The 24147-nt window shown below is 68.7% G+C and carries 23 protein-coding genes; 8 read left to right on the forward strand and 15 right to left on the reverse strand.

Features of this window, described 5'->3' with window-relative positions:
- Positions 1-19: 19 nt before the first annotated feature.
- From hisH to hisD, 4 genes are read right to left on the reverse strand one after another with little or no spacing between them, the layout of a single operon-like run.
- Positions 20-637 carry an imidazole glycerol phosphate synthase subunit HisH gene (hisH, locus tag V4U86_RS14230; protein ID WP_395311826.1) on the reverse strand — a complete coding sequence of 206 codons (618 nt, stop codon included), beginning with the start codon at positions 635-637 and terminating at the stop codon, positions 20-22.
- 28 nt (positions 638-665) lie between these two features.
- A complete protein-coding gene (hisB, locus tag V4U86_RS14235; RefSeq protein WP_073854921.1) occupies positions 666-1274 on the reverse strand; it encodes an imidazoleglycerol-phosphate dehydratase HisB in 609 nt (202 codons plus the stop codon).
- Entirely contained in the window at positions 1271-2392 is a 1122-nt protein-coding gene (locus V4U86_RS14240) for a histidinol-phosphate transaminase (RefSeq protein ID WP_395311827.1), read from the reverse strand. The genes hisB and V4U86_RS14240 overlap by 4 nt, the downstream gene beginning before the upstream one ends.
- Before the next feature lie 2 nt (positions 2393-2394).
- Positions 2395-3720, reverse strand: coding sequence for a histidinol dehydrogenase (hisD, locus tag V4U86_RS14245; protein WP_395312046.1), 1326 nt, complete (start codon positions 3718-3720; stop codon positions 2395-2397).
- A 66-nt stretch (positions 3721-3786) separates the two neighbouring features.
- Between hisD and V4U86_RS14250 the strand changes: the two genes are divergently transcribed.
- A complete protein-coding gene (locus V4U86_RS14250) occupies positions 3787-4209 on the forward strand; it encodes a nitroreductase family deazaflavin-dependent oxidoreductase (RefSeq protein WP_395311828.1) in 423 nt (140 codons plus the stop codon).
- 33 nt (positions 4210-4242) lie between these two features.
- The gene (locus tag V4U86_RS14255) at positions 4243-4878 is read left to right on the forward strand and encodes a LysE family transporter (RefSeq protein WP_395311829.1); all 636 of its coding nucleotides are present in this window, start codon (positions 4243-4245) and stop codon (positions 4876-4878) included.
- 41 nt (positions 4879-4919) lie between these two features.
- Here the strand turns inward: V4U86_RS14255 and nadC are convergent, their stop codons facing one another.
- The 3 genes from nadC to nadA are packed head-to-tail and all read right to left on the reverse strand — an operon-like array spanning position 4920 to position 8457.
- On the reverse strand, positions 4920-5780 hold the full coding sequence (gene nadC / locus V4U86_RS14260) for a carboxylating nicotinate-nucleotide diphosphorylase (protein WP_395312047.1): 861 nt from the start codon (positions 5778-5780) through the stop codon (positions 4920-4922).
- 38 nt (positions 5781-5818) lie between these two features.
- On the reverse strand, positions 5819-7411 hold the full coding sequence (locus V4U86_RS14265; protein WP_395311830.1) for an L-aspartate oxidase: 1593 nt from the start codon (positions 7409-7411) through the stop codon (positions 5819-5821).
- The gene (gene nadA / locus V4U86_RS14270) at positions 7408-8457 is read right to left on the reverse strand and encodes a quinolinate synthase NadA (protein WP_395311831.1); all 1050 of its coding nucleotides are present in this window, start codon (positions 8455-8457) and stop codon (positions 7408-7410) included. Before nadA ends, V4U86_RS14265 begins: the two co-directional genes overlap by 4 nt.
- Positions 8458-8505: 48 nt before the next feature.
- Here nadA and V4U86_RS14275 point away from each other — a divergent pair, with 48 nt between their 5' ends.
- Positions 8506-9198, forward strand: a complete 693-nt coding sequence (locus V4U86_RS14275) for an NUDIX hydrolase (protein WP_395311832.1) — start codon at positions 8506-8508, stop codon at positions 9196-9198.
- A gap of 43 nt (positions 9199-9241) precedes the next feature.
- The gene (locus tag V4U86_RS14280) at positions 9242-10594 is read left to right on the forward strand and encodes a lipase family protein (RefSeq protein ID WP_395311833.1); all 1353 of its coding nucleotides are present in this window, start codon (positions 9242-9244) and stop codon (positions 10592-10594) included.
- Positions 10595-10640: 46 nt separating this feature from the next.
- On the opposite strand, the gene V4U86_RS14285 is transcribed toward V4U86_RS14280, so the two are convergent.
- The 4 genes from V4U86_RS14285 to bioB form a co-directional block, all read right to left on the reverse strand.
- Positions 10641-11552: an ATP-grasp fold amidoligase family protein gene (locus tag V4U86_RS14285; protein ID WP_395311834.1), complete on the reverse strand. Its 912-nt coding sequence runs from the start codon at positions 11550-11552 to the stop codon at positions 10641-10643.
- Positions 11553-11687: 135 nt separating this feature from the next.
- Entirely contained in the window at positions 11688-12344 is a 657-nt protein-coding gene (locus V4U86_RS14290; RefSeq protein ID WP_395311835.1) for a DUF2567 domain-containing protein, read from the reverse strand.
- A gap of 11 nt (positions 12345-12355) precedes the next feature.
- Positions 12356-12601 (reverse strand): hypothetical protein, encoded by a 246-nt coding sequence (locus tag V4U86_RS14295; RefSeq protein ID WP_395311836.1) that lies wholly within the window; start codon positions 12599-12601, stop codon positions 12356-12358.
- A gap of 21 nt (positions 12602-12622) precedes the next feature.
- Entirely contained in the window at positions 12623-13618 is a 996-nt protein-coding gene (gene bioB, locus V4U86_RS14300) for a biotin synthase BioB (protein WP_395311837.1), read from the reverse strand.
- A gap of 66 nt (positions 13619-13684) precedes the next feature.
- On the opposite strand from bioB, the gene V4U86_RS14305 reads away from it, so the two are divergent.
- Both V4U86_RS14305 and V4U86_RS14310 read left to right on the forward strand, forming a co-directional pair.
- Positions 13685-14275 carry a TetR/AcrR family transcriptional regulator C-terminal domain-containing protein gene (locus tag V4U86_RS14305; RefSeq protein ID WP_395311838.1) on the forward strand — a complete coding sequence of 197 codons (591 nt, stop codon included), beginning with the start codon at positions 13685-13687 and terminating at the stop codon, positions 14273-14275.
- 50 nt (positions 14276-14325) lie between these two features.
- Positions 14326-16071 carry a DUF222 domain-containing protein gene (locus V4U86_RS14310; protein WP_395311839.1) on the forward strand — a complete coding sequence of 582 codons (1746 nt, stop codon included), beginning with the start codon at positions 14326-14328 and terminating at the stop codon, positions 16069-16071.
- On the opposite strand, the gene V4U86_RS14315 is transcribed toward V4U86_RS14310, so the two are convergent.
- From V4U86_RS14315 to V4U86_RS14330, 4 genes are read right to left on the reverse strand one after another with little or no spacing between them, the layout of a single operon-like run.
- On the reverse strand, positions 16041-16598 hold the full coding sequence (locus tag V4U86_RS14315) for a 2'-5' RNA ligase family protein (protein WP_395311840.1): 558 nt from the start codon (positions 16596-16598) through the stop codon (positions 16041-16043). The two genes, V4U86_RS14310 and V4U86_RS14315, sit on opposite strands and share 31 nt — an antisense overlap.
- Before the next feature lie 2 nt (positions 16599-16600).
- Positions 16601-17278, reverse strand: a complete 678-nt coding sequence (gene bioD, locus V4U86_RS14320; protein ID WP_395311841.1) for a dethiobiotin synthase — start codon at positions 17276-17278, stop codon at positions 16601-16603.
- Entirely contained in the window at positions 17275-18423 is a 1149-nt protein-coding gene (locus V4U86_RS14325) for an 8-amino-7-oxononanoate synthase (RefSeq protein ID WP_395311842.1), read from the reverse strand. The genes bioD and V4U86_RS14325 overlap by 4 nt, the downstream gene beginning before the upstream one ends.
- A 36-nt stretch (positions 18424-18459) precedes the next feature.
- The gene (locus V4U86_RS14330; protein ID WP_395311843.1) at positions 18460-19752 is read right to left on the reverse strand and encodes an adenosylmethionine--8-amino-7-oxononanoate transaminase; all 1293 of its coding nucleotides are present in this window, start codon (positions 19750-19752) and stop codon (positions 18460-18462) included.
- Between the two features lie 92 nt (positions 19753-19844).
- On the opposite strand from V4U86_RS14330, the gene V4U86_RS14335 reads away from it, so the two are divergent.
- Together V4U86_RS14335 and glgX are read left to right on the forward strand one after the other, a co-directional pair.
- Entirely contained in the window at positions 19845-22016 is a 2172-nt protein-coding gene (locus tag V4U86_RS14335) for an acyltransferase family protein (RefSeq protein WP_395311844.1), read from the forward strand.
- A 1-nt stretch (position 22017) separates the two neighbouring features.
- Entirely contained in the window at positions 22018-24147 is a 2130-nt protein-coding gene (gene glgX, locus V4U86_RS14340) for a glycogen debranching protein GlgX (protein ID WP_395311845.1), read from the forward strand.

Consider the following 24147-nt stretch of genomic DNA (forward strand, 5'->3'; position numbering starts at 1 on the left):
GGTTACCTTACTTGCCTCGTCAGCCGAGGCTCTCGACCCAATTGCGCAGCAGCGTCGCACCCGCGTCGCCGCTCTTCTCGGGATGGAATTGAGTGGCCGACAACGGCCCGTTCTCCACTGCTGCCAGAAACGGCACCTCGTGGGTCGCCCAGGTCAGCAGCGCGTCCGGGTCGCCCTCCCAGGTCTGGGCCGCGTAGGAGTGCACGAAGTAGAACCGGGTGTCCGCGTCGAGACCGCGGAACAGCGTGCTGTCCTTCGGCGCGTCGACGACATTCCAGCCCATGTGCGGGATCACCGGTGCGTCGAGGTGGGTCACCGCGCCGGGCCACTGGCCGCAGCCGTCGGTCTGCACACCGAACTCGACACCCCGGGCGAACATGATCTGCATACCCACGCAGACGCCCAGCACCGGTCGGCCCGCCGCGAGCCGCTCGGCGATGATCTGCTCGCCACCGATGTCGCGCAGACCGGTCATGCACGCCTGGTAGGCGCCGACTCCCGGCACCAGCAGACCGTCGGCCTCGAAGGCCTGTGTGGCATCGGCGGTGACGGTGACCTCGGCGCCGGTCCGCTCCACCGCACGTTGCGCCGAGCGCAGGTTCCCGGACCCGTAGTCCAGGACGACGACCCGTTTCATTCCCCGTCGCTCCGCTCGCCTGTCGAACTCACAGAACACCTTTGGTGGACGGGACGCCGGACACCCGCGGGTCGGGCTCGACGGCCTGACGCAGCGCGCGGGCGACCGCCTTGTACTCGGCCTCGGTGATGTGGTGCGGATCGCGGCCGTAGAGGGTCCGCACGTGCAGCGAGATCCGGGCGTTGAACGCCAGCGATTCGAAGACGTGCCGGTTGATCACGGTGTGGTAGGGCACCGAGGATCCCTGAATCGTGAACTCCACCATGTAATCCGGTTCGCCGGTGTGCACGAAGTATGGGCGGCCCGACACGTCGACCGCGGCGTGTGCGAGCGTCTCGTCCATCGGGATGAAGGCGTCCCCGAACCGCCGGATACCCTTCTTGTCCCCCAGCGCCTCGCCGAGGGCCTGGCCGAGCACGATCGCGGTGTCCTCGACGGTGTGGTGGCCCTCGATGTCGACGTCACCCTTGGCGTGCACGGTGAGATCGAAGCTGGCGTGGCTGCCCAGTGCGGTCAGCATGTGATCGAAGAACGGCACCCCGGTGTCGATGTCGACCTGCCCGGTGCCGTCGAGGTCGATCTCCACGACGATGTCGGATTCCCGGGTCTTGCGTTCGACTCGTGCGCGACGCGTCATGACGAGGCTCCTTGTGGGGTGAGTACGTTCGTGGCGATCTTGGCGCTCACGTCGAGCAGCACATCGTTCTCGTCGGCCAGCCCGACGGTGGTGCGCAGGAATCCGGGGATACCGACATCGCGGATCAGTACCCCGGCATCGAGGTAGCTCTGCCAGACCGCGGGGGCATCGGCGAATCCACCGAACAGCACGAAGTTCGCGTCGCTCGGGATCACCCGGAAACCCATCCCGGTCAGTGCCGAGGTGATGCGTTCCCGTTCGGCGATCAGCGCCGCGACGCTGCCCAGCGTGTCGTCGGCATGCCGCAGGGCGGCCCGCGCGGCGGCCTGGGTCAGTGCGGACAGGTGATACGGCAACCGGACCAGCAGCAGTGCGTCGATCACGGCCGGGTCGGCGATCAGGTAGCCGAGTCGCCCGCCGGCGAACGCGAACGCCTTGCTCATGGTGCGGGTGACGATGAGCTTGGCCGGATACTCGGCGATCAGCGTCACCGCGCTGGGCTGGGACGAGAACTCGCCGTACGCCTCGTCCACGATCACCACGCCGGTGGCCGCGTCGAGCACCCGGCGCAGGTCTGGTAGCGAGATGCTCTGGCCGGACGGGTTGTTCGGGCTGGCCAGGAAGACCACGTCGGGTGTGCGTTCGGCGACCGCGGTGACGGCGGTATCCACGTCCAGTCCGAAGTCCTCGCTGCGGGCGGCTTCCAACCATTCGGTCTGGGTGCCGTCGGAAATGATCGGGTGCATCGAATACGAGGGCACGAAGCCGATCGCGCTGCGTCCCGGTCCGCCGAACGCCTGCAGCAGCTGCTGCAGGATCTCGTTGGATCCGTTGGCGGCCCAGACGTTCTCGACGGTCACCTGCACGCCGGTCTGCCCGGTCAGGTACGCGGCCAGATCGGTACGCAGGGCCACCGCGTCCCGGTCGGGGTAGCGGTGCAGTTCGGCCGCCGCGTCGCGCACCGACGCCGCCACATCCTCGATGAGGGCGGCGGTCGGCGGATGCGGGTTCTCGTTGGTGTTCAGTCGCACCGGCACCGACAGTTGGGGTGCCCCGTACGGGGACTTGCCGCGCAGGTTCTCCCGCAGCGGCAGGTCTGCCAGGGTGATCTTCGCCATGCTTACCTTTCGAATCTCCGGCGGACCGCTTCACCGTGGGCAGGCAGATCCTCGGCCTTCGACAGCGTGATGACGTGTCCGGAGACATCCTTGAGCGCGGCCTCGTCGTATTCGACGACGTGGATGCCGCGCAGGAAGGTCTGCACGGACAGGCCGCTGGAGTGCCGGGCGCAGCCTGCGGTGGGCAGTACATGGTTGGAGCCGGCACAGTAGTCGCCGAGGCTGACCGGTGACCACGCGCCGACGAAGATCGCACCGGCCGAGCGGACCCGGGCCGCAACGCCGGCGGCGTCCTCGGTCTGCACCTCGAGATGCTCGGCGGCGTAGGCGTTCACCACGCGCAGTCCGGCCTCGATGTCGTCCACCAGGACGATCGCGGATTGCTTACCGGTCAGTGCCGCGGTCACCCGGGCACGGTGCTTGGTGGTCTCCAACTGGGCCTGCACCTCGACGTCGGAGGCGTCGGCCAGCGCCACGCTGTCGGTCACCAGCACGCTGGCGGCCATCTCGTCGTGTTCGGCCTGGCTGATCAGGTCCGCTGCGATGTGCCGCGGGTCGGCGCTGTGGTCGGCCAGGATGGCGATCTCGGTGGGGCCGGCCTCGGCGTCGATGCCGACCTGGGAGCGGCAGATGCGCTTGGCGGCGGTCACGTAGATGTTGCCGGGTCCGGTGATCATGTCGACCGGTGCGAGTTCGGCCCCGTCGGTGTCGGTGCCGCCGTAGGCCAGCAACGCGACGGCCTGGGCGCCGCCGACGGCCCAGACGTCCTCGACGCCGAGCAGTTCGGCCGCGGCCAGGATGGTCGGGTGCGGCAGGCCGTGGAAAGGACCCTGCACATGGGCCTGCGGCGGGCTGGCGATCACCAGTGAGTCGACCCCGGCGGTCTGAGCGGGCACCACGTTCATCACGACGCTCGACGGGTAGACGGCGTTGCCGCCGGGCACATAGAGCCCGACCCGCTCCACCGGAACCCACCGTTCGGTGACGGCCGCACCGAGCGCCAGCGTGGTGGTGGTGTCGGTGCGGCGCTGATCGGCGTGCACCACCCGGGTCCGCTCGATCGCCACCTCGAGGGCGGCGCGCACGTCCGGGTCCAGTAAACGGACAGCTTCACCAAGTTTCTCGATGGGCACGCGGACCGTCTCCGGCCGCACCCCGTCGAAGGATTCGCCGTACTCAAGGGCTGCCGTCGCGCCACGTTCGGCGATATCGTCGACGATCGGACGGACCTTCGGTACCACTGAGTCCACATCGACGCCGCCGCGTGGCAGCGCGGTCCGCAACCGGGCTGCGGACAGTTCCGCGCCGCGCAGGTCGATGCGGGCCATGAGGGATCGAGGGGATGTCACGCACCCATTGTCCCAGAACAGGCCAAATCGAATTCGGGAGCCGTCATGTCCGCTTCATCTTCGCGTAAAGACCATCCCAACAATGCCGTCGGCGTGCCGATGATCGTCCCGCCCTGGCTGGAGCGTTTTCAGATCAAGTACATCAACCCGCTGATGACGCCGGTGAGCAAGAAGCTCCCCGGGATGAGCGTGATCAAACACACCGGTCGCACGTCCGGTACCGCCTACGAAACCCCGGTCACTCCCTACCGCAAGGGCAATACCCTGGCCATCGGATTGATCCACGGCAAGACGAACTGGGTGAAAAATGTGCTGGCCGCCGGCGAGGCGGACATCCAGGTGTCGGGCAAGGATCTGCGCCTGGTGAATCCGCGGGTGCTGCCGGCGGGCACGGTGGATTCATCGCTGCCGTTCATCGCTCGGGTGATGGCCCGCAAGACCGGGGTGTTCGTCGCCGATATCGCCTGATACTCGGTTGCCGGGTTCTGCGACACTGAGCTGATGTCCTGGCAGATGTGGCTGGCCTTCCTGGGCGCGGCGATCGCGATCAGCGTCGTCCCGGGCCCCGGTGCGGTGCAATCCATGGCGACCGGTATGACCGACGGTCTGCGGCGCGGCTGGTGGAGCGTGCTCGGGTTGCAGATCGGCCTGATGCTGCAACTGGTCCTGGTGGCCGCCGGGGTCGGTGCCCTGGTGGCGGCGTCGGCGCTGGCGTTCACGGTGATCAAGTGGCTCGGGGTGGCCTATCTGGCCTATCTGGCGGTCCGGCAGTGGCGGACCGCGCCGCGCGATCTGCGCGCCCAGGTCGACGTGACGGCGGCCAGCAGCCGGCGCGGGCTGCTGGCGCGGGGCTTCCTGGTCAATGCCACCAACCCGAAGGGGCTGGTGTTCTTCCTGGCCGCCCTGCCGCAGTTCGTGGTGCCGACCGCGCCGCTCCTGCCGCAATATCTGGCCATCGGCGCGACCATGATCGTGGTGGACATCGTGGTGATGGGCCTGTACACCGGGCTGGCCGGACGGCTGGTGAACTGGATGCACAACGTGCGTCAGCAGACGATCCTCAACCGAGTGGTCGCCACCATGTTCGCCGGCGCCGCGGTGGTGCTGTCCCTGGTCCGGCGCGGCGCAACGGCCTGAGGGGACGGCCTGAGCGGCGGCGACGGGGTCCGTAGGGGCCGCTAGGTGTCCAAGCCGACGTCGAGCACGCGCACCGAATGCGTGAGCGCGCCGACGGCCAGGTAGTCCACCCCGGTGGCCGCGTAGTCGGCCGCGGACTCCAGCGACAGACCGCCCGAGGATTCAAGTTTCGTTGCCGGCGCGCGGGTATCACGACGCTGCACAGCGATCTGGGTCTGCCAGACCGGGAAGTTGTCCAGCAGGATCAACTCCACCCCGGCACCCAGCACGTCGTCGAGTTGCTCGAGTGAGTCGACCTCGACCTCGCATGGCAGATCCGGTGCCGCGGCGCGCACGGCCTCCAGTGCCGCCAGCACCGATCCCGCCGCCGCGACGTGGTTGTCCTTGATCAACGCGGCGTCTCCGAGGCCCATCCGGTGGTTCACCCCGCCCCCGACACGCACCGCGTACTTCTGCAGAAACCGCAAGCCCGCCAAGGTTTTACGAGTGTCCCGGATCTGTGCGCGAGTGCCGTCGACGGCGTCCACCCAGCGGGCGGTCGCGCTGGCGATCCCGGACAGGTGGCAGACCAGGTTGAGCATGGTGCGCTCGGCGGTCAACAGTCCCTGTGTCGGCCCGGTGAGGCGCAACAGGCACTGTCCGGCCTCCAGTCGGGTTCCGTCGGCGACCCGCTCGGTCACCGTGTACCCGTCGGCGCCGAGCACCTCATCGAGCACCAGCAGGGCGAGGTCCACCCCGGCGGCGACACCCGGTTCCCGGGTGACCATGGACGCCGTGGTCGACGCATCGGCGGGCACGGTGGCCAGCGTGGTGACATCTGGGCCGTAACGCAGATCTTCGTCGAGTGCGCGGGCGATCAGGGCCCGCGCCTCCTCGAGTTCGGCTGTGGACAGTCCTGTCACGGCGGGGTTCACCTGCGCTCCTCGGGTCGTCTGTGTCATCAGCGGGCTCCGACCGGCGCGACGACGACCGGCGCGCCGGTGGCGTCGATGCGCACCGATGTGCTGACCGCCTGCGCGGCATCTGCTTGCGGGTGGTCGCCACGGTGGTGGCACCCGCGGGACTCGGTGCGGTCGGCGGCGGCCGCCACGATGGCACGCGCGGTCAGGGTCAGCGCCGCATCCTCGGCGCCGGACCGGTCGGTGACCGGTCGCCGCGGCGCATCCGCCACCAGGGCGGCAAGACGGCTCAGCCCGTCGGCGTCACGGACCACCGAGGCGTGCTCGCTCATGGCTCGCTGCAGGGTCGCCCGCGACAGCACCGGCGCGGACAGCGCCCGCGGCGCGTCGGCCCGGACGGTTCCCGCGGTGTGCGCGTGCACCGCGGCGGCCCGGCCGGCCCGGCCGCCGACGACCAGGCCTTCGAGCAGGCTGTTGGACGCCAGCCGGTTCGCCCCGTGCATTCCGGTGCGGGCCACCTCGCCGGCGGCGAACAGCCCGGGCAGATCGGTGCGACCGTGCACATCCGTGCGGACCCCGCCGCAGCCGTAGTGCGCGCCCGGCACCACCGGGATCGGCTGGACGGCCGGGTCGATTCCGGCGGCCAGACATGCGGCGGTCACGGTCGGGAAGCGCTCGGCTACCGCCGGGATGCCGGTGGCGTCCAGGTAAACGCAGCGGTCCCCGGTCTCGCGAAGCCGTGCGTCGATCGCGGCGGCGACCACGTCTCGAGGTGCCAGATCACCCAGCGGATGCACCCCTGCGGTGATGGAATCGCCTCGGCTGTCGACGAGAACCGCGCCCTCACCGCGCAGCGCCTCGGAGATCAGCGGGCGGCGGCCACCGGCCGGGCCGGTGTACAGCATGGTCGGGTGGAACTGGATGAACTCGATATCGGTGACGCTCAGGCCGGCCTGCAGGGCCAGCGCCACGCCGTCGCCGGTGGATCCGTCCGGGTTCGTGGTGGCCGCGTACAGGTGACCCAAGCCCCCGGTGGCCAGGATCACCGACGGCGCGTGCACGACACCGAGACCGTCGTCGCTGTGCACCAGCACACCGGTGACCTGGTCGCCGTCATGGCAGATCTGCAAGGCGGCGTGGTTGCGCCGGATGTCGAGATGGGTGGCCGCGACGTTGAGCGCGCGCTGAACCTCGGCGCCGGTGGCGTCGCCGCCGGCGTGGATGATCCGCCGCCGGCTGTGGCCGCCCTCGCGGGTCAGTGACCAGTGCCCGGGGGTGGATTCGTCGAAGTGCGCACCGTCGGCCACCAGATCAGCCACCGCGTCGTATCCGCCGCCCACGATGGACCGGACCGCCTCGGCGTCGCACAATCCGCCGCCGGCGGCCAGGGTGTCGGCGACGTGCGCCTCGACGGAGTCTCCGTCCTCACAGAAGGAGTCGGGCAGCACCACCGCGATGCCGCCCTGGGCGTAGAACGTGGCGGTCTCGGCAATCTTGCTGAGTACCACGACCTTCCGGCCCGCCCGGGCAGCTGCCAGCGCAGCGACCAGACCGGCGACACCGGTGCCGATGACGACGACATCGGCGCGTTGCTGCCAGTAACCGACCCCGCCGCACGCCCCGCCGGTGGTCATTCCCCGCCGCCGGGCTGCCCGATCTCGATCATGCGCTGCACGCTGCGTCGTCCGGCCGCGGCAACATCGGCGTCCACGTGCACCTCGTCGGCGCCGTCGACCAGGCAGCGCAGCAACGCCGCCGGGGTGATCATCTTCATGTAGGTGCACGACGCCCGGTCATTGACCGCCAGGAAGTCGACTTCCGGTGCGGCACGGCGCAACTGGTGCAGCATGCCGACCTCGGTGGCCACCAGCACCTGGCGGGCCTGGGTCTCCCGTGCCGCGTCCAGCATGCCGCCGGTGGACAGGATCTTGACCCGGTCCTCGGGCACCGCGCCCTCCCCTGCCAGGTAGAGCGCCGATGTGGCACAACCACATTCGGGGTGCACGAACAGTTCGGCGTCCGGGTGTGACCGGGCCTGGTCGGCGAGCTCGTCACCGTTGATCCCGGCGTGCACGTGGCATTCGCCGGCCCAGATGTGCAGGTTCTTGCGGCCGGTGACGCGCCGGACATGAGCGCCCAGGAACTGATCCGGGCAGAACAACACGGTGCGGTCCTCGGGAATGGAGGCCACCACCTCGACGGCGTTCGACGAGGTGCAGCAGATGTCGGTGAGCGCCTTCACCGCGGCGGTGGTGTTCACATAGGACACCACCACGGCGTCCGGGAACTCGTCCTTCCAGGCGCGCAGATCGTCGGCAGTGATGGAGTCGGCAAGCGAGCAGCCGGCCCGCTGATCGGGAATCAGCACCGTCTTCTCCGGGGACAGGATCTTGGCCGTCTCGGCCATGAAGTGCACCCCGCAGAACACGATGGTGTCCTCCGGTGCCTCTGCGGCGATCCGGGACAGGGCCAGCGAGTCCCCCACGTGATCGGCGACGTCCTGGATCGCGGGCAGCTGGTAGTTGTGCGCCAGCAGGGTTGCCCCGCGCAGATCCGCGAGGCGGCGGACCTCGGCCGCCCACTGCCCGTCGCCCACGATTCCGTCGTAGCCGCCGGGGCCATCGACGATGCGCGAGGCCAGCACGCTGCTCAGCTGTGCGGTCCGGTCGAGGACGGTCATGACGGTCTCCTTTTGGCCAATCCGGGTTTTCGACTTACAATCGAAAACATGCCACATGCTAGCACCCACCACGAAGTGCTTGCAGTCGTGCTCCAGGTTCGGCAATTGGCCACCAAGAAACCCGAGCTCAGCGTGCTGCTCTGGGAACGCGCCATGGATCCGCAGCGCGGCACGTGGTCGCTGCCCGGCGGCGCGCTGCGCGACGACGAGGACATGACCAGCTCGGTGCGGCGCCAGCTCGCCGAGAAGGTCGACCTGCGCGAACTGGCCCATCTGGAGCAGTTGGCCGTCTTCTCCGACCCGCACCGGGTGCCCGGGCCGCGCACGATCGCATCGACCTTCCTGGGCCTAGTGCCCTCCCCCGCCAACCCCGAGCTGCCATCGGACACCCACTGGCACCCGGTTTCGGACCTTCCCCCGATGGCCTTCGACCACCGCACCATGGTGACCAACGCGCACGCCCGGCTGATCGCCAAGCTGTCCTACACCAACATCGGGTTCGCCCTGGCGCCAAAGGAATTCGCGCTCTCCACGCTGCGCGACATCTACAGTGTGGCGCTCGGACACCCGGTCGACGCGACCAATCTGCAGCGGGTGCTGGAGCGCCGCAACGTCATCACCAGGACGGGTACCACGGCGCGTTCGGGCCGCAGTGGCGGCCGGCCGGCGGCGCTGTACCGGTTCACCGAGTCGCAATATCGGGTCACCGACGAATTTGCGGCATTACGGCCACCAGGGTGAGTCGGACTGGATTCTTAGACCCTTCTTAAGTAAGAATGCCCGGATGGATTTCGCCGGTTCCGCCGCCTCTGCCGACGCTGAGTGGATCGGTGCCGTCCCGCACCAGGAGCTGGACCGCCGCGCGCGGGCGCAGTTGCCCAAGGACGACCCCTTCTACGTCGCCCCGGAAGGGTTCCAGCACGCCACCCCCGGAACCGTGCTGCGCAGCCGCGACGTCGAACTGGCCTTCCTCGGGTTGATCCCCCAGCAGGTGCGCGCCGTCCAGCTGCTGTACCGGACCACCGATATGAACGGCAATCCCGAAGCCGCGGCCACCACGGTGGTCATCCCGGCCGAACGCGGACCGGAACCGCTGTGTCCGCTGGTGTCCTATCAGTGCGCCATCGACGCGATCTCCTCGCGGTGCTTCCCGTCCTATGCCATGCGCCGGCACGCGGTGGCCCCAGGATCGGTGCCGCAGTTCGAGATGCTGCTGGTGGCGGCGGCGATCGCCGAGGGCTGGGCGGTATCGGTGCCCGACCACGAGGGCGTCAACGGCTCCTGGGGCACCCCGTACGAACCCGGGTACCGGGTGCTCGACGGGCTGCGTGCCGCGCTGAGCTCGGAGCAGCTCACGCTGTCACCGGAAGCGCCGATCGGACTGTGGGGGTACTCCGGGGGCGGACTGGCCAGCGCCTGGGCCGCCGAGATGAGCGGCAGCTACGCCCCGGAGCTCAACATCGTCGGCGCGGTGCTCGGTTCCCCGGTCGGGGACCTGGGCCGCACCTTTCGCAAGCTCAACGGCACCTTTGCCGCGGCGCTGCCCGCGCTGGTCGTCGCGGCCCTGGCCGACGTCTATCCCGGCCTGCAGAAGATCATCGCCGAGCACGCCAGCGAGAAGGGCCGTGCGCTGCTGGACAGGTTGCACCACATGACCACCGTCGAAGCCATCGTGCGGTTGTGGCGCACCGATATGGGCGACCTGCTGGATCAGCCGCTGGAGCAGATCCTGTCCACCCCCGAGGTACAGCACGTCTTCGAGGACATCAAGCTGGGCGCCGCCGTGCCGACGCCGCCGGTGCTGATCATCCAGGCGGTGCACGACGAGATCATCTCGGTGCACGGCATCGACGAACTGGCCGACGCATACTCCTCCGGCGGCGCGAACGTCACCTACCACCGCGACCTGTTCAGCGAGCATCTGCTGCTGCACCCCATGTCTGCGCCGATGGCACTGCGTTGGCTGTCCGACCGGTTCGCCGAACGTCCGCTCAAAGAGCATCTGCTGCGCACCAAGTGGCCGACGATGTTCAACCCGTCGACCTACAAGGGCATGGCACGGCTGGCCGTCATCACCGCCAAGGTGCTGACCGGGCGGCGGGTGCACCGGCTGCCGATGTCGGTGCTCGACCGCTGATCAGGCGGGCAGGAGCGCAGCGACCGGGGGATCGATCCGCCCGGCGTCAGGGCCGGCCGCGCTGGACGTCCTCCAGCGCCGGAAGCTTCCAGTGCCGCCCCTGCTCCACGTCGAAGCTCATCGGCTTGTAACGCAGCAGACCACTGCCCGGATACGGGGTGTACTCGCCGAACCAGACCTCGCCGTCGACGGCGTACAGGTCGACCCGGATGAAATCCCAGTCCTTTCCGAGGACGGCGGCGATCTCCAGCATCTTTTCCAGCTCGGCCGGCCTCGGCTCGTCGGCCACCGGCTGGATGCGCCAGCGCACCGGGATCCGGCGCCAATCGGCGTCCAGGAACGTCGCGGTCTGCTGGGTGCCGAACCGGCCCCGATTCACCTGGACCAGCTCGACGCGGCCGTCGAACACGAAGAACTTGTAGTCGACGGGTGCATTCCCGTCCGGGGTGGGGATGCGCTCCTCGAGCAACAGCAGCTGGCGGGCCTCGCTGTAACCCCACTCGCCCAGTTCCAACGGGGTCTCCTCGAACCAGACCTGGGTCTTGCGCATCAGCGCATCCAGATCGGTGTCCGAGTCGGGGCCGAACAGCGCGTGCCCACTGCTGGCGTTGGGCTTGAGCACCCACGGCGGCAACGAGGTGAGGTCCGGGGCGTCGCGCAGATCGGTGCCCGACCACAAGGTTTCGGGAATGCGCAGATCGGCGCCCGGGTAGGCCTCGCGGGCCATCTCCTTCATCCACATCTTGTCGCAGGCTCTGACGATCCGGTCCCGCCGATCGTTGAAGATCCGCCAGTTGACCTTCTCGTTGAAGGTCTGCGGGTCGGTGAAGTTGCCGAGCTTCCGGATCATCATCAGATACAGCGCCTTGCGCATCAGCGGGATCGGAATCCGCGACACCGCCCGGCGGCGCGGTTCCAGCAACCACGACGGGGTCGTCTTGTACTCCAGCAAAGGCATCGCGGTTTCTCCACAGGTTCATCACGTCGAACGGGGATTCCTGCGCGCACGGCTGAACCCCGGAATATGCGCCCGAAATATAACGCTGTGAGCCGGCTTTGTGGGGGCTACGTTTTCCCGGCCGAGCAGTTTCAGTTAAGGGGCGGCGTGCGGAGCGGCCGGCCGGTCGGCCACCGTGCCGGAGGCCGCGGCCGGGACGACCCGGGGCGGGTACACGCCGGTGTACTGGACCGGCGGCCAAGCGCCCAGATCATCACGTGACGTCGACACCGTCATCAGCGCGTAGGTCAGCGCCGCGACCGCGGCCGGCACCACGATGGTCGCCGCGATGACCAGCGGGGCGTGACCGAAGAACACGGCGGGTGCCTCGAACACGTAGTGCACCCGGTTCGCCTCGCTGACCGGCGCGCCATCTACGTCGATTGTCCCGAATCGCCAATGCGCAAGTGCCACACCGACTCCGGCGGCGGCCCCGGCGGCCACCGCCATGCCGGCGGTCAACGCGAGCACCTGGGCGGGTCCGCGGTGTGCCCGCCACTGCCACACCGCCACCGCGGCGACGACGGCCAGTACGCCCAACAGTCCGATGAACAGGAATCCGCCCAGGAAGAAGTGATCCGAATCGTTGCCCAGGTAGGCCCGAACCCGGTTGCCGGTGCGGGTCAACGCCACCACGCCCTGCACCGGCGGCGCCAGCAGGGCCCACAGCGCGCCGATCACCGCACCCGCGACCGCGAGGGCGGGGACGATGCGCAGGGCCGCGGCCCGGTGCGAGAGACGGGGTGCGCTCATCGAGCCCGAGTTCATCGACGGGTGTCCAGGTCCGTGGAGTCCACCTGCCCGTGCCGTGAGCACTTGGCCCACCAGCCCGTCGGCCGGACCTGCACGATCATCCGGCGACCGCACTCGGCGCAGAACCGCGGCGGTTCCAGGCCCAGCTGAGCGGCGGTCGGGATGACGGCTCCGGCGGCGCCATCGACCGGGGCACCGGTGTACACGTTGTAGACACCGGCGCCGACGGGCGCGGGCAGCACTGGGCTCTCACTCATGTCGAGCATCACCACTAATTTCTACAGCGTGGCGTTCAATGCCTTGATCGGCATCTGCAGATCGTCGAGCAACTCCAGGTCAGCCTCGGCGGGACGGCCCAGCGTGGTGAGGTAATTGCCGACGATGACGGCGTTGATGCCGCCCAGGATGCCCTGCTTGGCGCCCAGGTCGCCGAGGGTGATCTCGCGGCCACCCGCGAAGCGCAGCATGGTGCGCGGCAGCGCGAGGCGGAAGGCTGCCACGGCGCGCAGCGCGTCCGCGGCCGGCAGCACCTCGAGGTCGCCGAAGGGCGTGCCCGGGCGCGGGTTCAGGAAGTTCAGCGGGACCTCGTGCGGGTTGAGCTCGGCCAGGTTGGCGGCGAACTCGGCACGCTGTTCCAGGCTTTCACCCATGCCCAGGATGCCGCCGCAGCAGACCTCCATTCCGGCCTCGCGCACCATGCGCAGGGTGTCCCAGCGCTCTTCCCAGGTGTGGGTGGTGACCACGTTCGTGAAGAAGGAGCGGGCGGTCTCCAGGTTGTGGTTGTAGCGGTGCACACCCATATCGGCCAGGCGCTGCACCTGCTCCTCGGTGAGCATGCCCAGCGAGCAGGCGATCTGGATATCGACCTCGTTGCGGATGGCTTCGATGCCGGCGGCAACCTGGGACAGCAGTCGCTCGTCGGGCCCGCGGACGGCGGCCACGATGCAGAACTCGGTGGCGCCGGTCTTGGCGGTCTGTTTGGCGGCCTCCACCAGGCTCGGGATGTCGAGCCAGGCGCTGCGCACCGGCGAGGCGAAAAGGCCGGACTGTGAACAGAAATGGCAGTCCTCGGGGCAGCCGCCGGTCTTGAGGCTGATGATGCCCTCGACCTCGACATCGGGACCGCACCACTTCATCCGGACCTCGTGTGCGAGTTCGAGGAGCGCGTCGAGTTGATCGTCGGGCAACTGCAGCACCTGCAGGGTCTGGTCCTGATCGAGGCCGACGCCGCGCTCGAGTACCTGCTCGCGCGCCTGAACCAGAATGTCCGTCACCGGTGCTTCTCCCTAAATCAGTCCCTACGGTCTCGACTTGAACACCGTTCAGGTTAGAGTAACGGTGTGCAGCTGCACAAACATGACCTCGTCGATGCCGCCACGACGATCCTGGACAACTTCGGGATCGCCGACCTGACCATGCGCAGGTTGGCCCGCGAACTCAGCATCAGCCCGGGCGCCCTGTACTGGCATTTCGCCAACAAGCAGGAACTGCTCGGTGCGGTGGCGGATCGAATCCTGCAGCCCGCGTTGCGATCTCCGGAGTCCGCCGGCGGCTGGCGCGAGCGCGTCGGTGCCGACTGCCGCCGGCTGCGCGATGCGCTGCTCTCCCATACCGACGGCGCGGAATTGGTGTCGGCCAGCTTCGCCGCGGGACAGTCCGAGGCGATGACGCAGGTCGTGCAGCGCCTTGCCGAGGCTGCCGTCGAGTCGGGTGTCGACGCCGCACACGCCGAACTGGCCGCCCGGACCGTCGTCTATTACGTGCTGGGTTTCACCGTCGACGAACAGTCCCGGCTGCAATGGGACGCTGCCGGTGCTGAACTTCCGGAGGATCAGTCGGTCCTGGCCGAGGATGCCGGTCACCGATTCGAGTTCGGGCTCGGTCTCCTCGTGGACGGCATCGCGGCGCACCGGGACGCGGCAGTCGGATAAGCCGGCCTTCTTTGTGGCGCGCGTCACAGGGGTCCGGTATTGTCGAACATATGTTCGAACGGGTCGCGTTGGCGAGGATGAGTGATGAGGAGCTCATCTGCGCGGTGACGGCCGCGACCCGTGCGGAGGCGATGGCTGCCGCGGATCGGTTGGCGTTGATCGCCGAGGTGACAGCCCGCCAGTGTGAGGACGAGGACGACGGCAGCGCCCACGCGGTGATCGATGGCTGGGCCTACGCCAAAGCCCAGGTGAGTGCGGCGTGCAATCTGGGCGAGCACGCCGCCTCCACCCAGATGCACATCGGTAGGGCGCTGCGGGAGCGGTTGCCGCGCACCGCGGCGGTGTTCGCGACCGGGGCGGTATCGGCGAAGGTGATCGCCGAGATCGCCTGGCGCACCCGACTGGTCGTCGACGAGGAAGCCCTGGCGTTGATCGACGCCGCGATCGCCTGCGAGGCCGCCCGCTACGGCACCCTGTCAGAAACAAAACTGACCCGGGCAATCGATCTGTGGGTCCAGAAATTCGATCCCCTCGCGGTGATCCGATCCAAGACCGCCGCCAAGGATCTCTACGTGGAGTTCGATGACCGCAATGACCCGAATGGGGTGTGCTCGTTCTGGGGGCGATTGCGGGCTACCGACAAGGAAGCGGTCAAACAGCGCCTGCACGATCTGGCCGCCACCGTGTGCCCGAATGATCCGCGGCCGCTGCGCGAACGCCTCGCCGCCGCCCTGGGGGCCCTCGGCATCATCGGCCCCTCCCTACTGCGGTTGGCATGCCAATGCGGAGACCCCGACTGCGAAGGCAGCGGCAAGGATCCGCGGTCCACGGCGGTCGTCATCTATGCACTCACCGACCAAGTGCCCGGCGCTGAGGCACGGCCCGAACCCGGACCCGGACCGCAACCGACCCCGGCACCGCAAGGAACTGGCGGCCCCCGACCTGATTTGAGCCCCGCACCCGCCGAGCCCGAGCCTGGGCCCACGCCGGAGCCGGCCCCTGAACCGGACACACCGGATCAGCCCGCCGCCCGGACACCCGAACCGGACGCACCCGACTCCCGGCCCGCGGCCACCCACCCCGGCGCCGGCGCCGGCATCACCCTCGACGGCGCCATCATCCCCGCGACCATGCTGGCCGAACTCATCGCCACCGGCGCCAAAATCCGCACCCTCTCCGAGGCCGCGAACCTACCCGCCGAACGTCAATACCGGCCCTCCACCGCACTGGCCGCGTTCGTGCGGATGCAATCGCAGACCTGCAGCTTCCCCGGTTGCTCGAAACCCGCGCACCGCTGCGACATCGATCACCTCACCCCGTGGCCGGCCGGGGCCACCCATCCGGGCAACCTACGGCCGCTCTGCCGAGAACATCATCTACTCAAAACATTCCGCACCGGCCCCAACGGCTGGACCGTCACCGCCGGACCCGACGGCAGCACCGAATGGCGCGCACCGACCGGGCACACCTATGTCACGACCGCGGGCGCGGCGATCCTGTTCCCGCACTGGAACAGCCACACCGACGTCCCACCACCACGACACATCAGCCTGCTCCACGACGACCACCGCGGCACTCAAGACTCCATGATGCCCACCCGGGCCCGCACCCGCGCCCAAGACCGCGAATACCGCATCAACGCCGAACGCACCCGCAACGCAACCGAACTCGCCCTCGCGCATGCCGCAGTAGGTGACGTGAAAGCAGGCGACACCCACCGTGGGGTCGGCCGGGACAACGAGGGCTGGTCGACCATCGGCGGGGTCTACAACGACAGCGACCCGCCACCGTTTTGATCGGGCATGCCGATCGGGTACTCGCGGTGGGCGTCGCCGTCCCAGTGCCGGATGGCCACGAACTCGCCGACAATCGGCGTGGCCGCCGAAACCACCGTCACCGCATCCCGCAGGTGCCCGGCGTCCAGCCGCCGGGCCAGCGTGACATGCGGCGTCCACTGTCCGGGTTCGGCATGCGGAAGAGGCCCAGATTTCATGTGCGGCATACAGATCCGATGCACCTCGGCGTGCAGGTCGAGTAGTTCCGCGGACGGCACCACCAGCAGCACCAGGGTGAACGGACCGCGCCCGAACAGCGTCGGGGCCCCGAGCCGGCATCGCAACGGCAACCGGTCCAGCGCGGCAGTCAGATCGCCATCGACCTGTTCGGACAACCCGGAGGCAACGGTCATGGTGACGTGCGGGCGGTTGGTCGGCGAACGATGAGCGGCCTGACTGCGCACACCGGCCTCGGTGAGCGCATCCCAGACCCGTCGGACGGCGGCATCGCCATGGGCGTCCAGGAGCAGTTCGACCGAGTGCACCATGGCTACACCAGGCCCGCGATCCAGTTCTTGTCGAATGCCTCGGTACTGAGCAGCTCGAACCCTGCCGGGCTCAGCGGCGCGGCCCCGGCGGGCAGCACCGCGCGCAACTCGGCCAGCTGCGCCAACGCCTCGCGGTTGCCCTGCTCGGCGACACCCGGTCGTTCCGGCCAGGCGCCGATCACCAGTCCGGCGGTGGTGAGCCCTTGTCCGGCAAGCGATTCCAGGGTCAGCGCGGTGTGGTTGAGGGTACCGAGCCCCGGGGATACCACCACCAGGACCGGCGCGGACAACTCGACGGCCAGATCACGCAGCGTGACGCCGTCGGCACCCAGCTGCACCAACAATCCGCCGGCCCCTTCCACCAGCGTCAGGCGGTTCGGCGCGTCCGCCGCGCGCAGCGCCTCCAGGAGCTCCCCACGGGTCGGTAACGCCAGTCCGGCCCGGTCGGCCGCCGCCGCCGGGGCCAGCGGCTCGGGGTACCGCCAGCCGCCGTGCAGGGCGGTCACCCCGGACAACCTGCCGACCTCACCGAGATCGTCATCCCCATCGGCGCTGCCGGTCTGCACCGGTTTGCACACCGCGACGTCCAGGCCCGCCACTCGTGCCGCGCACGCCAGGGCGGCCGTCGTCACCGTTTTGCCCACACCGGTGTCCGTGCCGGTGACCACCAGAAAGGTCATGACCGCACGGCGTCGAGCACATCGGTGAGCACCTGCCGCGCCAGCACCATCTCTTCATCGCTCAGCGAGGCGCGCGCGGTCAGCCGCAACCGGGAGGTTCCGGCCGGGACCGTCGGCGGCCGGAAACAACCCACCCGCACCCCGGCCTCCAGACAGGCCGCGGCCGCGCCGACCGATACGTCGGGGTCGCCCAGGATCACCGACACCACCGCCGAGGTGGGTTCCTCCTCGACGCCGCAGATCTGCGCGAGTTCGGCGGCCCGCGCCAGCACCGCGGTCGCCAGTTCCGGCTGGGCGATGAGCACGCGCAGGGCGGCCAACGCGCCGCCCACGGCGGCCGGCGCCAAGCCCGTGTCGAAGATGAACGACCGGGCGGTGTCGATCAGATGCGCCCGCACCGCGGCCGGGCCGAGGACCGCGCCGCCCTGGCTGCCGAGCGCCTTGGACAGCGTCGTCGTCATGACCACGTCGGGCGCGCCGGCCAGGCCGACCTCGTGCAGCAGCCCCTGCCCGCCGGCCCCGCGCACCCCCAGCCCGTGCGCCTCGTCGACCATCAGCAGTGCGCCGTACCGGCGGCACACCTCGTGCAGTTCACGCAGCGGGGCCAGCGCCCCGTCGGTGCTGAACACCGACTCGGTGACCACCACGGCACGCTGCTCGGAGCGTCCGGCCAGTACCCGCTCGACGGCTGCGACGTCGAGGTGCGGGGTCACTTCGACCCGGGCCCGGGACAGCCGGCAGGCGTCGACGATGGAGGCATGGGTCAACGCGTCGGAGACCAGCAATGTGCCGGGCCCGGTGAGCGCGGTGACCGCGCCCAGGTTGGCGGTGTACCCGGACGAGAACACCAGCGTGGACTCGGCACCCACGAAATCGGCCAGCGCCGACTCGAAGTCCTCGTGCAATTCGGTATTTCCGGTGACCAGGCGTGATCCACCGGCGCCGGCGCCCCAGGTGCGCAGCGCCTGAACGCCGCCGTCCAGCACGGCCGGATGCTGGGACAACCCCAGGTAGTCGTTGGAGGCCAGATCGAGCTCGGTGCCGACCGGCGGCCGGGCCCGCAGCGTGCGGCGCAACCCCTCGGCGCGACGCCGCTGCTCGACGTCGGCGAGCCAGGCCAGCGGGGATAGACCGGTTCGGGTCACGGTGCTGCCTCTCCTGAACGGTGTTCAATTCACGGTTCAGGTTAATGCACGCGCGACCCCGACCATGCCCGCACCGATCTGCGCGACCTCCTCGGCAGTGCAGATGAACGGCGGCATCGCGTAGACGAGCTTGCCGAACGGCCGCAACCACAACCCGTGCCGCAACGCCACCTCGGTGGCGACCGCCATGTCGACGGGCTCGCGCATCTCGATGACGCCGATCGCGCCGAGCACCCGCACATCGGCCACATTCGGCAGCGTGCGCGCCGGCTCCAGCCCAACCCGCAGCCCCGCCTCGATCTCCCGGACCCGAGTCCGCCAATCCCCCTCCAGCAGCAGCTCGACCGCCGCCACCGACACCGCGCACGCCAGCGCGTTGGCCATGAAGGTCGGGCCGTGCATGAGCGCACCGGGCTCCCCCGCACTGATCGTCTGTGCGATGTGCGACGTGCACAGGGTGGCGGCAAGCGTCACGTATCCGCCGGTGAGCGCCTTGCCGACGCACATGATGTCCGGGCTGACCCCGGCGTGGTCGGCGGCGAACAGCTCCCCGGTGCGGCCGAAACCGGTGGCGATCTCGTCGAAGATGAGCAGCACGCCGTGCTCGTCGCACATCCGGCGCAGCTCGTTCAGGTAACGCGGGTCGTGGAACCGCATGCCGCCGGCGCCCTGGACCACCGGTTCGACGATCACCGCGGCCAACTCGTCGGCGTGCTCGGCGAGCTGCCGCTCCAGGGTCGCCACGTAGCCGGCGTCATAGCCGCCGGGGACCTGCGGGGCGAACACCTGGCGCACCAACACGTCGGTCCAGATCGAATGCATGCCGCCATCCGGGTCGCACACGCTCATCGGGGTGAAGGTGTCGCCGTGGTAGCCGCCGCGCCACGTCATCAACCGGTGCTTGGCCGGACGTCCCCGGCTGCGCCAGTACTGCAGCGCCATCTTCACCGCGACCTCCACCGACACCGAACCGGAATCGCTGAAGAAGACCGTCTCCAGACCGGCCGGGGTGATCTGCACCAGCAGCTGCGCCAGCCGGGCCGCCGGCTCGTGGGTCAATCCCCCGAACATGACGTGGTTCATGGTGGCCAGCTGGGCCGTGATCGCGGCGTCCAGCCGGGGATGGCCGTGACCGTGCACCGCCGTCCACCACGAGCTCATCGCGTCGAGCACCTCGATCGGTTCGCCGTGGTGCTCGACGGTGAGCCAGGCGCCCTTGGCGCCCAACGCCACCACCGGCGACAACGCCCCGGTACCGATGGTGCTGTACGGGTGCCAGATGTGCGCGGCGTCGATCGCGCTGATCTCCGACGGCGTCAACGCAGGCATGGCACCGGACCCTATCGCTTCGTTCAACAGGTGTGACGCCACGCCCGCGACCTGAGTCGCCCAGCATTCTTCGGTAGATTGACTCCCCGACCATGATGACCCTCGCTCCCTCCCGACCTGCGGCCCGCACGGGTTCCGCACCGGACGCCAAACCCAAGATGGGCACCCGCGACTCGGGCTTCTATCGACACGACCTCGACGGACTGCGCGGGGTCGCGATCGCGCTGGTGGCGGTATTCCACGTCTGGTTCGGTCGGGTATCCGGCGGCGTCGACGTCTTCCTGGCGCTGTCCGGGTTCTTCTTCGGTGGCCGGCTGCTGCGCGCGGCGCTGGACACCTCCACCGCGCTGCGCCCGGTCCAGGAGATCGTGCGGCTGGTCCGCCGACTGCTGCCCGCGCTCATCGTGGTGCTCGCGGCCGGGGCGGTGCTCACCATCCTGATCCAGCCCGAGACACGCTGGGAGACCTTCGCCGACCAGAGCCTGGCCAGCCTGGGTTACTACCAGAACTGGGAGCTGGCCAACACCGCCGCCGACTATCTGCGCGCCGGTGAGACGGTCAGCCCGCTGCAACACATCTGGTCCATGTCGGTGCAGGGCCAGTTCTACATCGCGCTGCTGGCGATCATCTTCACGTTCGCCTACCTGCTGCGCAGACCGCTCGGCCGGCATCTGCGCTGGGTTTTCATCGTCGTGCTCACCGCGCTGACCGTCGCCTCGTTCGTGTACGCGATCATCGCGCACAACGCCGATCAGGCCGTCGCCTACTACAACAGCTTCGCCCGGGCCTGGGAACTGACGCTCGGCGCACTGATCGGGGCCCTGGTCCCCTATGTGCGCTGGCCGATGTGGGTACGCACCGTGGTCGCCATCGTCTCGCTGCTGGCCATCCTGCTGTGCGGTTGGTTCATCGACGGGGTGAACGAATTCCCCGGCCCGTGGACCCTGGTGCCCGTCGGCGCGACCGTGCTGTTCATCCTCTCCGCCGCCAACCGTGCCGCCGACCCGCGCACCGGCGGGAAACTGCCGCTGCCCAACCGGATGCTGTCGTCCAAGCCGTTCGTCGCGCTCGGGTCGATGGCCTACTCGCTGTACCTGTGGCACTGGCCGCTGCTGATCTTCTGGCTGGCCTACAGCGGCCGCGACCACGCCGGCTTCCTCGACGGCGCGATCGTGCTACTGGTGTCCGGGGTCCTGGCCTGGCTGACGACCCGTTACGTGGAGACCCCGCTGCGCTACAAGGCCCCGGTCCCGCGCGTCGACCCGGTCGCCGTGCCGTGGCGCACCCGGATGCGCCGCCCCACCATCGTCCTCGGCTCGGTGGTCACCCTGCTCGGTGTCACGCTCACCGCCACCTCGTTCACCTGGCGTGAGCACGTCACCATCGAACGGGCCAGCGGCAAGGAACTGTCCGGCCTGTCGGCCCGCGACTACCCCGGCGCCCGGGCACTGGTGAACAACGCGAAGGTACCCAAGCTGCCGATGCGGCCCACCATCCTGGAGGCCAAGGACGACGTCCCGGAATCCACCCACGCCGGCTGTATAAGCGACTTCAAGAACGTCGACGTCATCAACTGCACCTACGGCAACAAGGACGCCCAACGCACCATCGCGCTGGCGGGGGGTTCGCACGCCGAGCATTGGCTCACCGCGCTGGACCTGCTGGGCCGGATGCACGACTTCAAGGTGGTCACCTACCTGAAGATGGGTTGCCCGTTGACCACCGAGCAGAAGCCACTGGTGATGGGCGACAACCGGCCCTACCCGAAGTGCCGGGAATGGAACGAGAAGGTGATGCCGAAGTTGCTGGCGGACAAGCCGGACTACGTCTTCACCACCTCGACCCGGCCGTGGAACATCAAGCCCGGCGATGTGATGCCCGGATTCTACGTCGGTATCTGGCAGGAGTTCCTGGACGCCGGTATCGACGTGCTGGCCATGCGCGACACCCCCTGGCTGGTGCGCGGCAACAACAAGCCGTTCTTCCCCGCCGACTGCCTGGCCGACGGCGGCGACTCCATCTCGTGCGGGGTCAAGCGTGCTGCGGTACTGTCCGACGACAACCCGACCTTGGCCTTCGTGAAACGGTTCCCGAACCTGAAGCCACTCGATATGACCGACGCGGTGTGCCGGCCCGACTTCTGTCGCGTAGTGGAGGGAAATGTGTTGATGTACCACGACTCTCACCACCTGTCGGCGACCTACATGCGCACCATGGCCAACGAACTGGGCCGTCAGCTGGCAGCTGCCACCGGCTGGTGGTGACATGGACATCACGGTCTGGCCGGGCACGCCCTACCCGCTCGGGGCGACCTATGACGGTGCCGGGACCAACTTCTCGTTGTTCTCCGAAGTGGCAGACAAGGTCGAGCTCTGCCTGATCGCCAAGGACGGCACCGAGCAACGCATCCCGCTCGACGAGGTGGACGGCTACGTCTGGCACGCCTATCTTCCGACGGTGAGCCCAGGCCAGCGCTACGGGTTCCGGGTGTACGGGCCGTGGGATCCCACCGCCGGCCACCGCTGCGATCCCAGCAAGCTGCTGCTCGACCCGTACGGCAAGTCCTTTCACGGCGACTTCGTCTTCTCCCAGGCGCTGTACTCCTACGACCTGGGCTCCGAGCATCCGGCCGTGACCCGGGCGGACCCTCCGGTCGACTCGCTGGGCAGCACGATGACCAGTGTGGTGATCAACCCGTTCTTCGACTGGGGCTCGGACCGGGCGCCCCGCACCCCCTATCACGAGACGGTCATCTACGAAGCCCACGTGAAGGGGCTGACCCAACTGCATCCGGACATCCCCGAACAGCTCCGCGGCACCTACGCCGGCCTGGCGCACCCGGTGATCATCGAGCACCTCAAATCGCTGAACGTGACGGCCATCGAGCTGATGCCGGTGCACCAGTTCCTGCACGACCACCGGCTGCTCGACCTGGGGCTGCGAAACTACTGGGGCTACAACACTTTCGGCTTCCTGGCGCCGCACGCCGGGTACGCGGCCAGCCGCCATGCCGGCGGCGCGGTCGCCGAGTTCAAGGCGATGGTGCGCTCCTTCCACGAGGCCGGCATCGAAGTGATCCTCGACGTCGTCTACAACCACACCGCCGAGGGCAACCATCTCGGACCGACGCTGAACTTCCGCGGTATCGACAACGCGGCGTACTACCGCCTGCTCGACGGCGAGGAACAGTTCTACAAGGACTTCACCGGCACCGGCAACAGCCTCAACGCGCGCCACCCGCACACCCTTCAGCTCATCATGGACTCGCTGCGGTACTGGGTGCTGGAGATGCACGTCGACGGATTCCGGTTCGACCTCGCCTCCACCCTCGCCCGCGAGTTCTACGATGTCGACCGGCTTAGCGCGTTCTTCGATCTGGTGCAACAGGATCCGGTGATCAGTCAGGTCAAGCTGATCGCCGAGCCGTGGGACGTCGGCGAGGGTGGCTACCAGGTCGGCAACTTCCCCGGTCTGTGGACCGAGTGGAACGGCAAGTACCGCGACACGGTGCGCGACTACTGGCGGGGTGAACCCGCCACCCTCGGCGAGTTCGCCTCCCGCCTGACCGGCTCCTCGGACCTCTACGAGAACACCGGCCGACGGCCCGGTGCGAGCATCAACTTCGTCACCTGTCACGACGGCTTCACCCTGGCCGACCTGGTGTCCTACAACGAGAAGCACAACGAGGCCAACGGCGAGGACAACCGCGACGGTGAAAGCCACAACCGGTCCTGGAACTGCGGGGTGGAGGGCCCGACCGACGACCCGGAGATCCTGGCGCTGCGCGCCCGCCAGATGCGCAATGTGATCGGCACCCTGATGGTCTCACAGGGCACGCCGATGATCAGCCACGGCGACGAGATCGGACGCACCCAGGGCGGCAACAACAATGCCTACTGCCAGGACTCACCGGTCGCCTGGGTGGACTGGTCCAAACTCGAGGACAACGCCGACCTGCTGGAGTTCACCCGCACTGCGGTGGCGCTGCGCAAGAAGCACCCGGTGTTCCGGCGACGCCGGTTCCTGGCCGGCAACCCCATCCGCAGCGCCGAGCAGGAACGCGACATCGCCTGGCTGACGCCCGCAGGAGTGGAGATGACCCCCGAGGACTGGGATTCCGGCTTCGGCAAGAGCATCGCGGTGTTCCTCAACGGCGAGGCCATCCCGGAACCCGACGCCCGCGGCGAACGGGTCCGCGACGATTCGTTCCTGCTGTGCTTCAACGCACACGACGAACCCCTGGATTTCGTGCTGCCGTCGGATGATTACGCCCAAAAGTGGGTAACCGCGTTGGACACCGGCGATCCCGCCGGTGCCGACGAGGTGACGATATCTGCGGGCGAGAAGATCTCACTGCAGGCACGATCGCTTCGGGTGCTCCGGAAAACGACCTAG

It is taken from the genome of Mycobacterium sp. AMU20-3851, from assembly GCF_043974665.1.
Taxonomy (GTDB): domain Bacteria; phylum Actinomycetota; class Actinomycetes; order Mycobacteriales; family Mycobacteriaceae; genus Mycobacterium.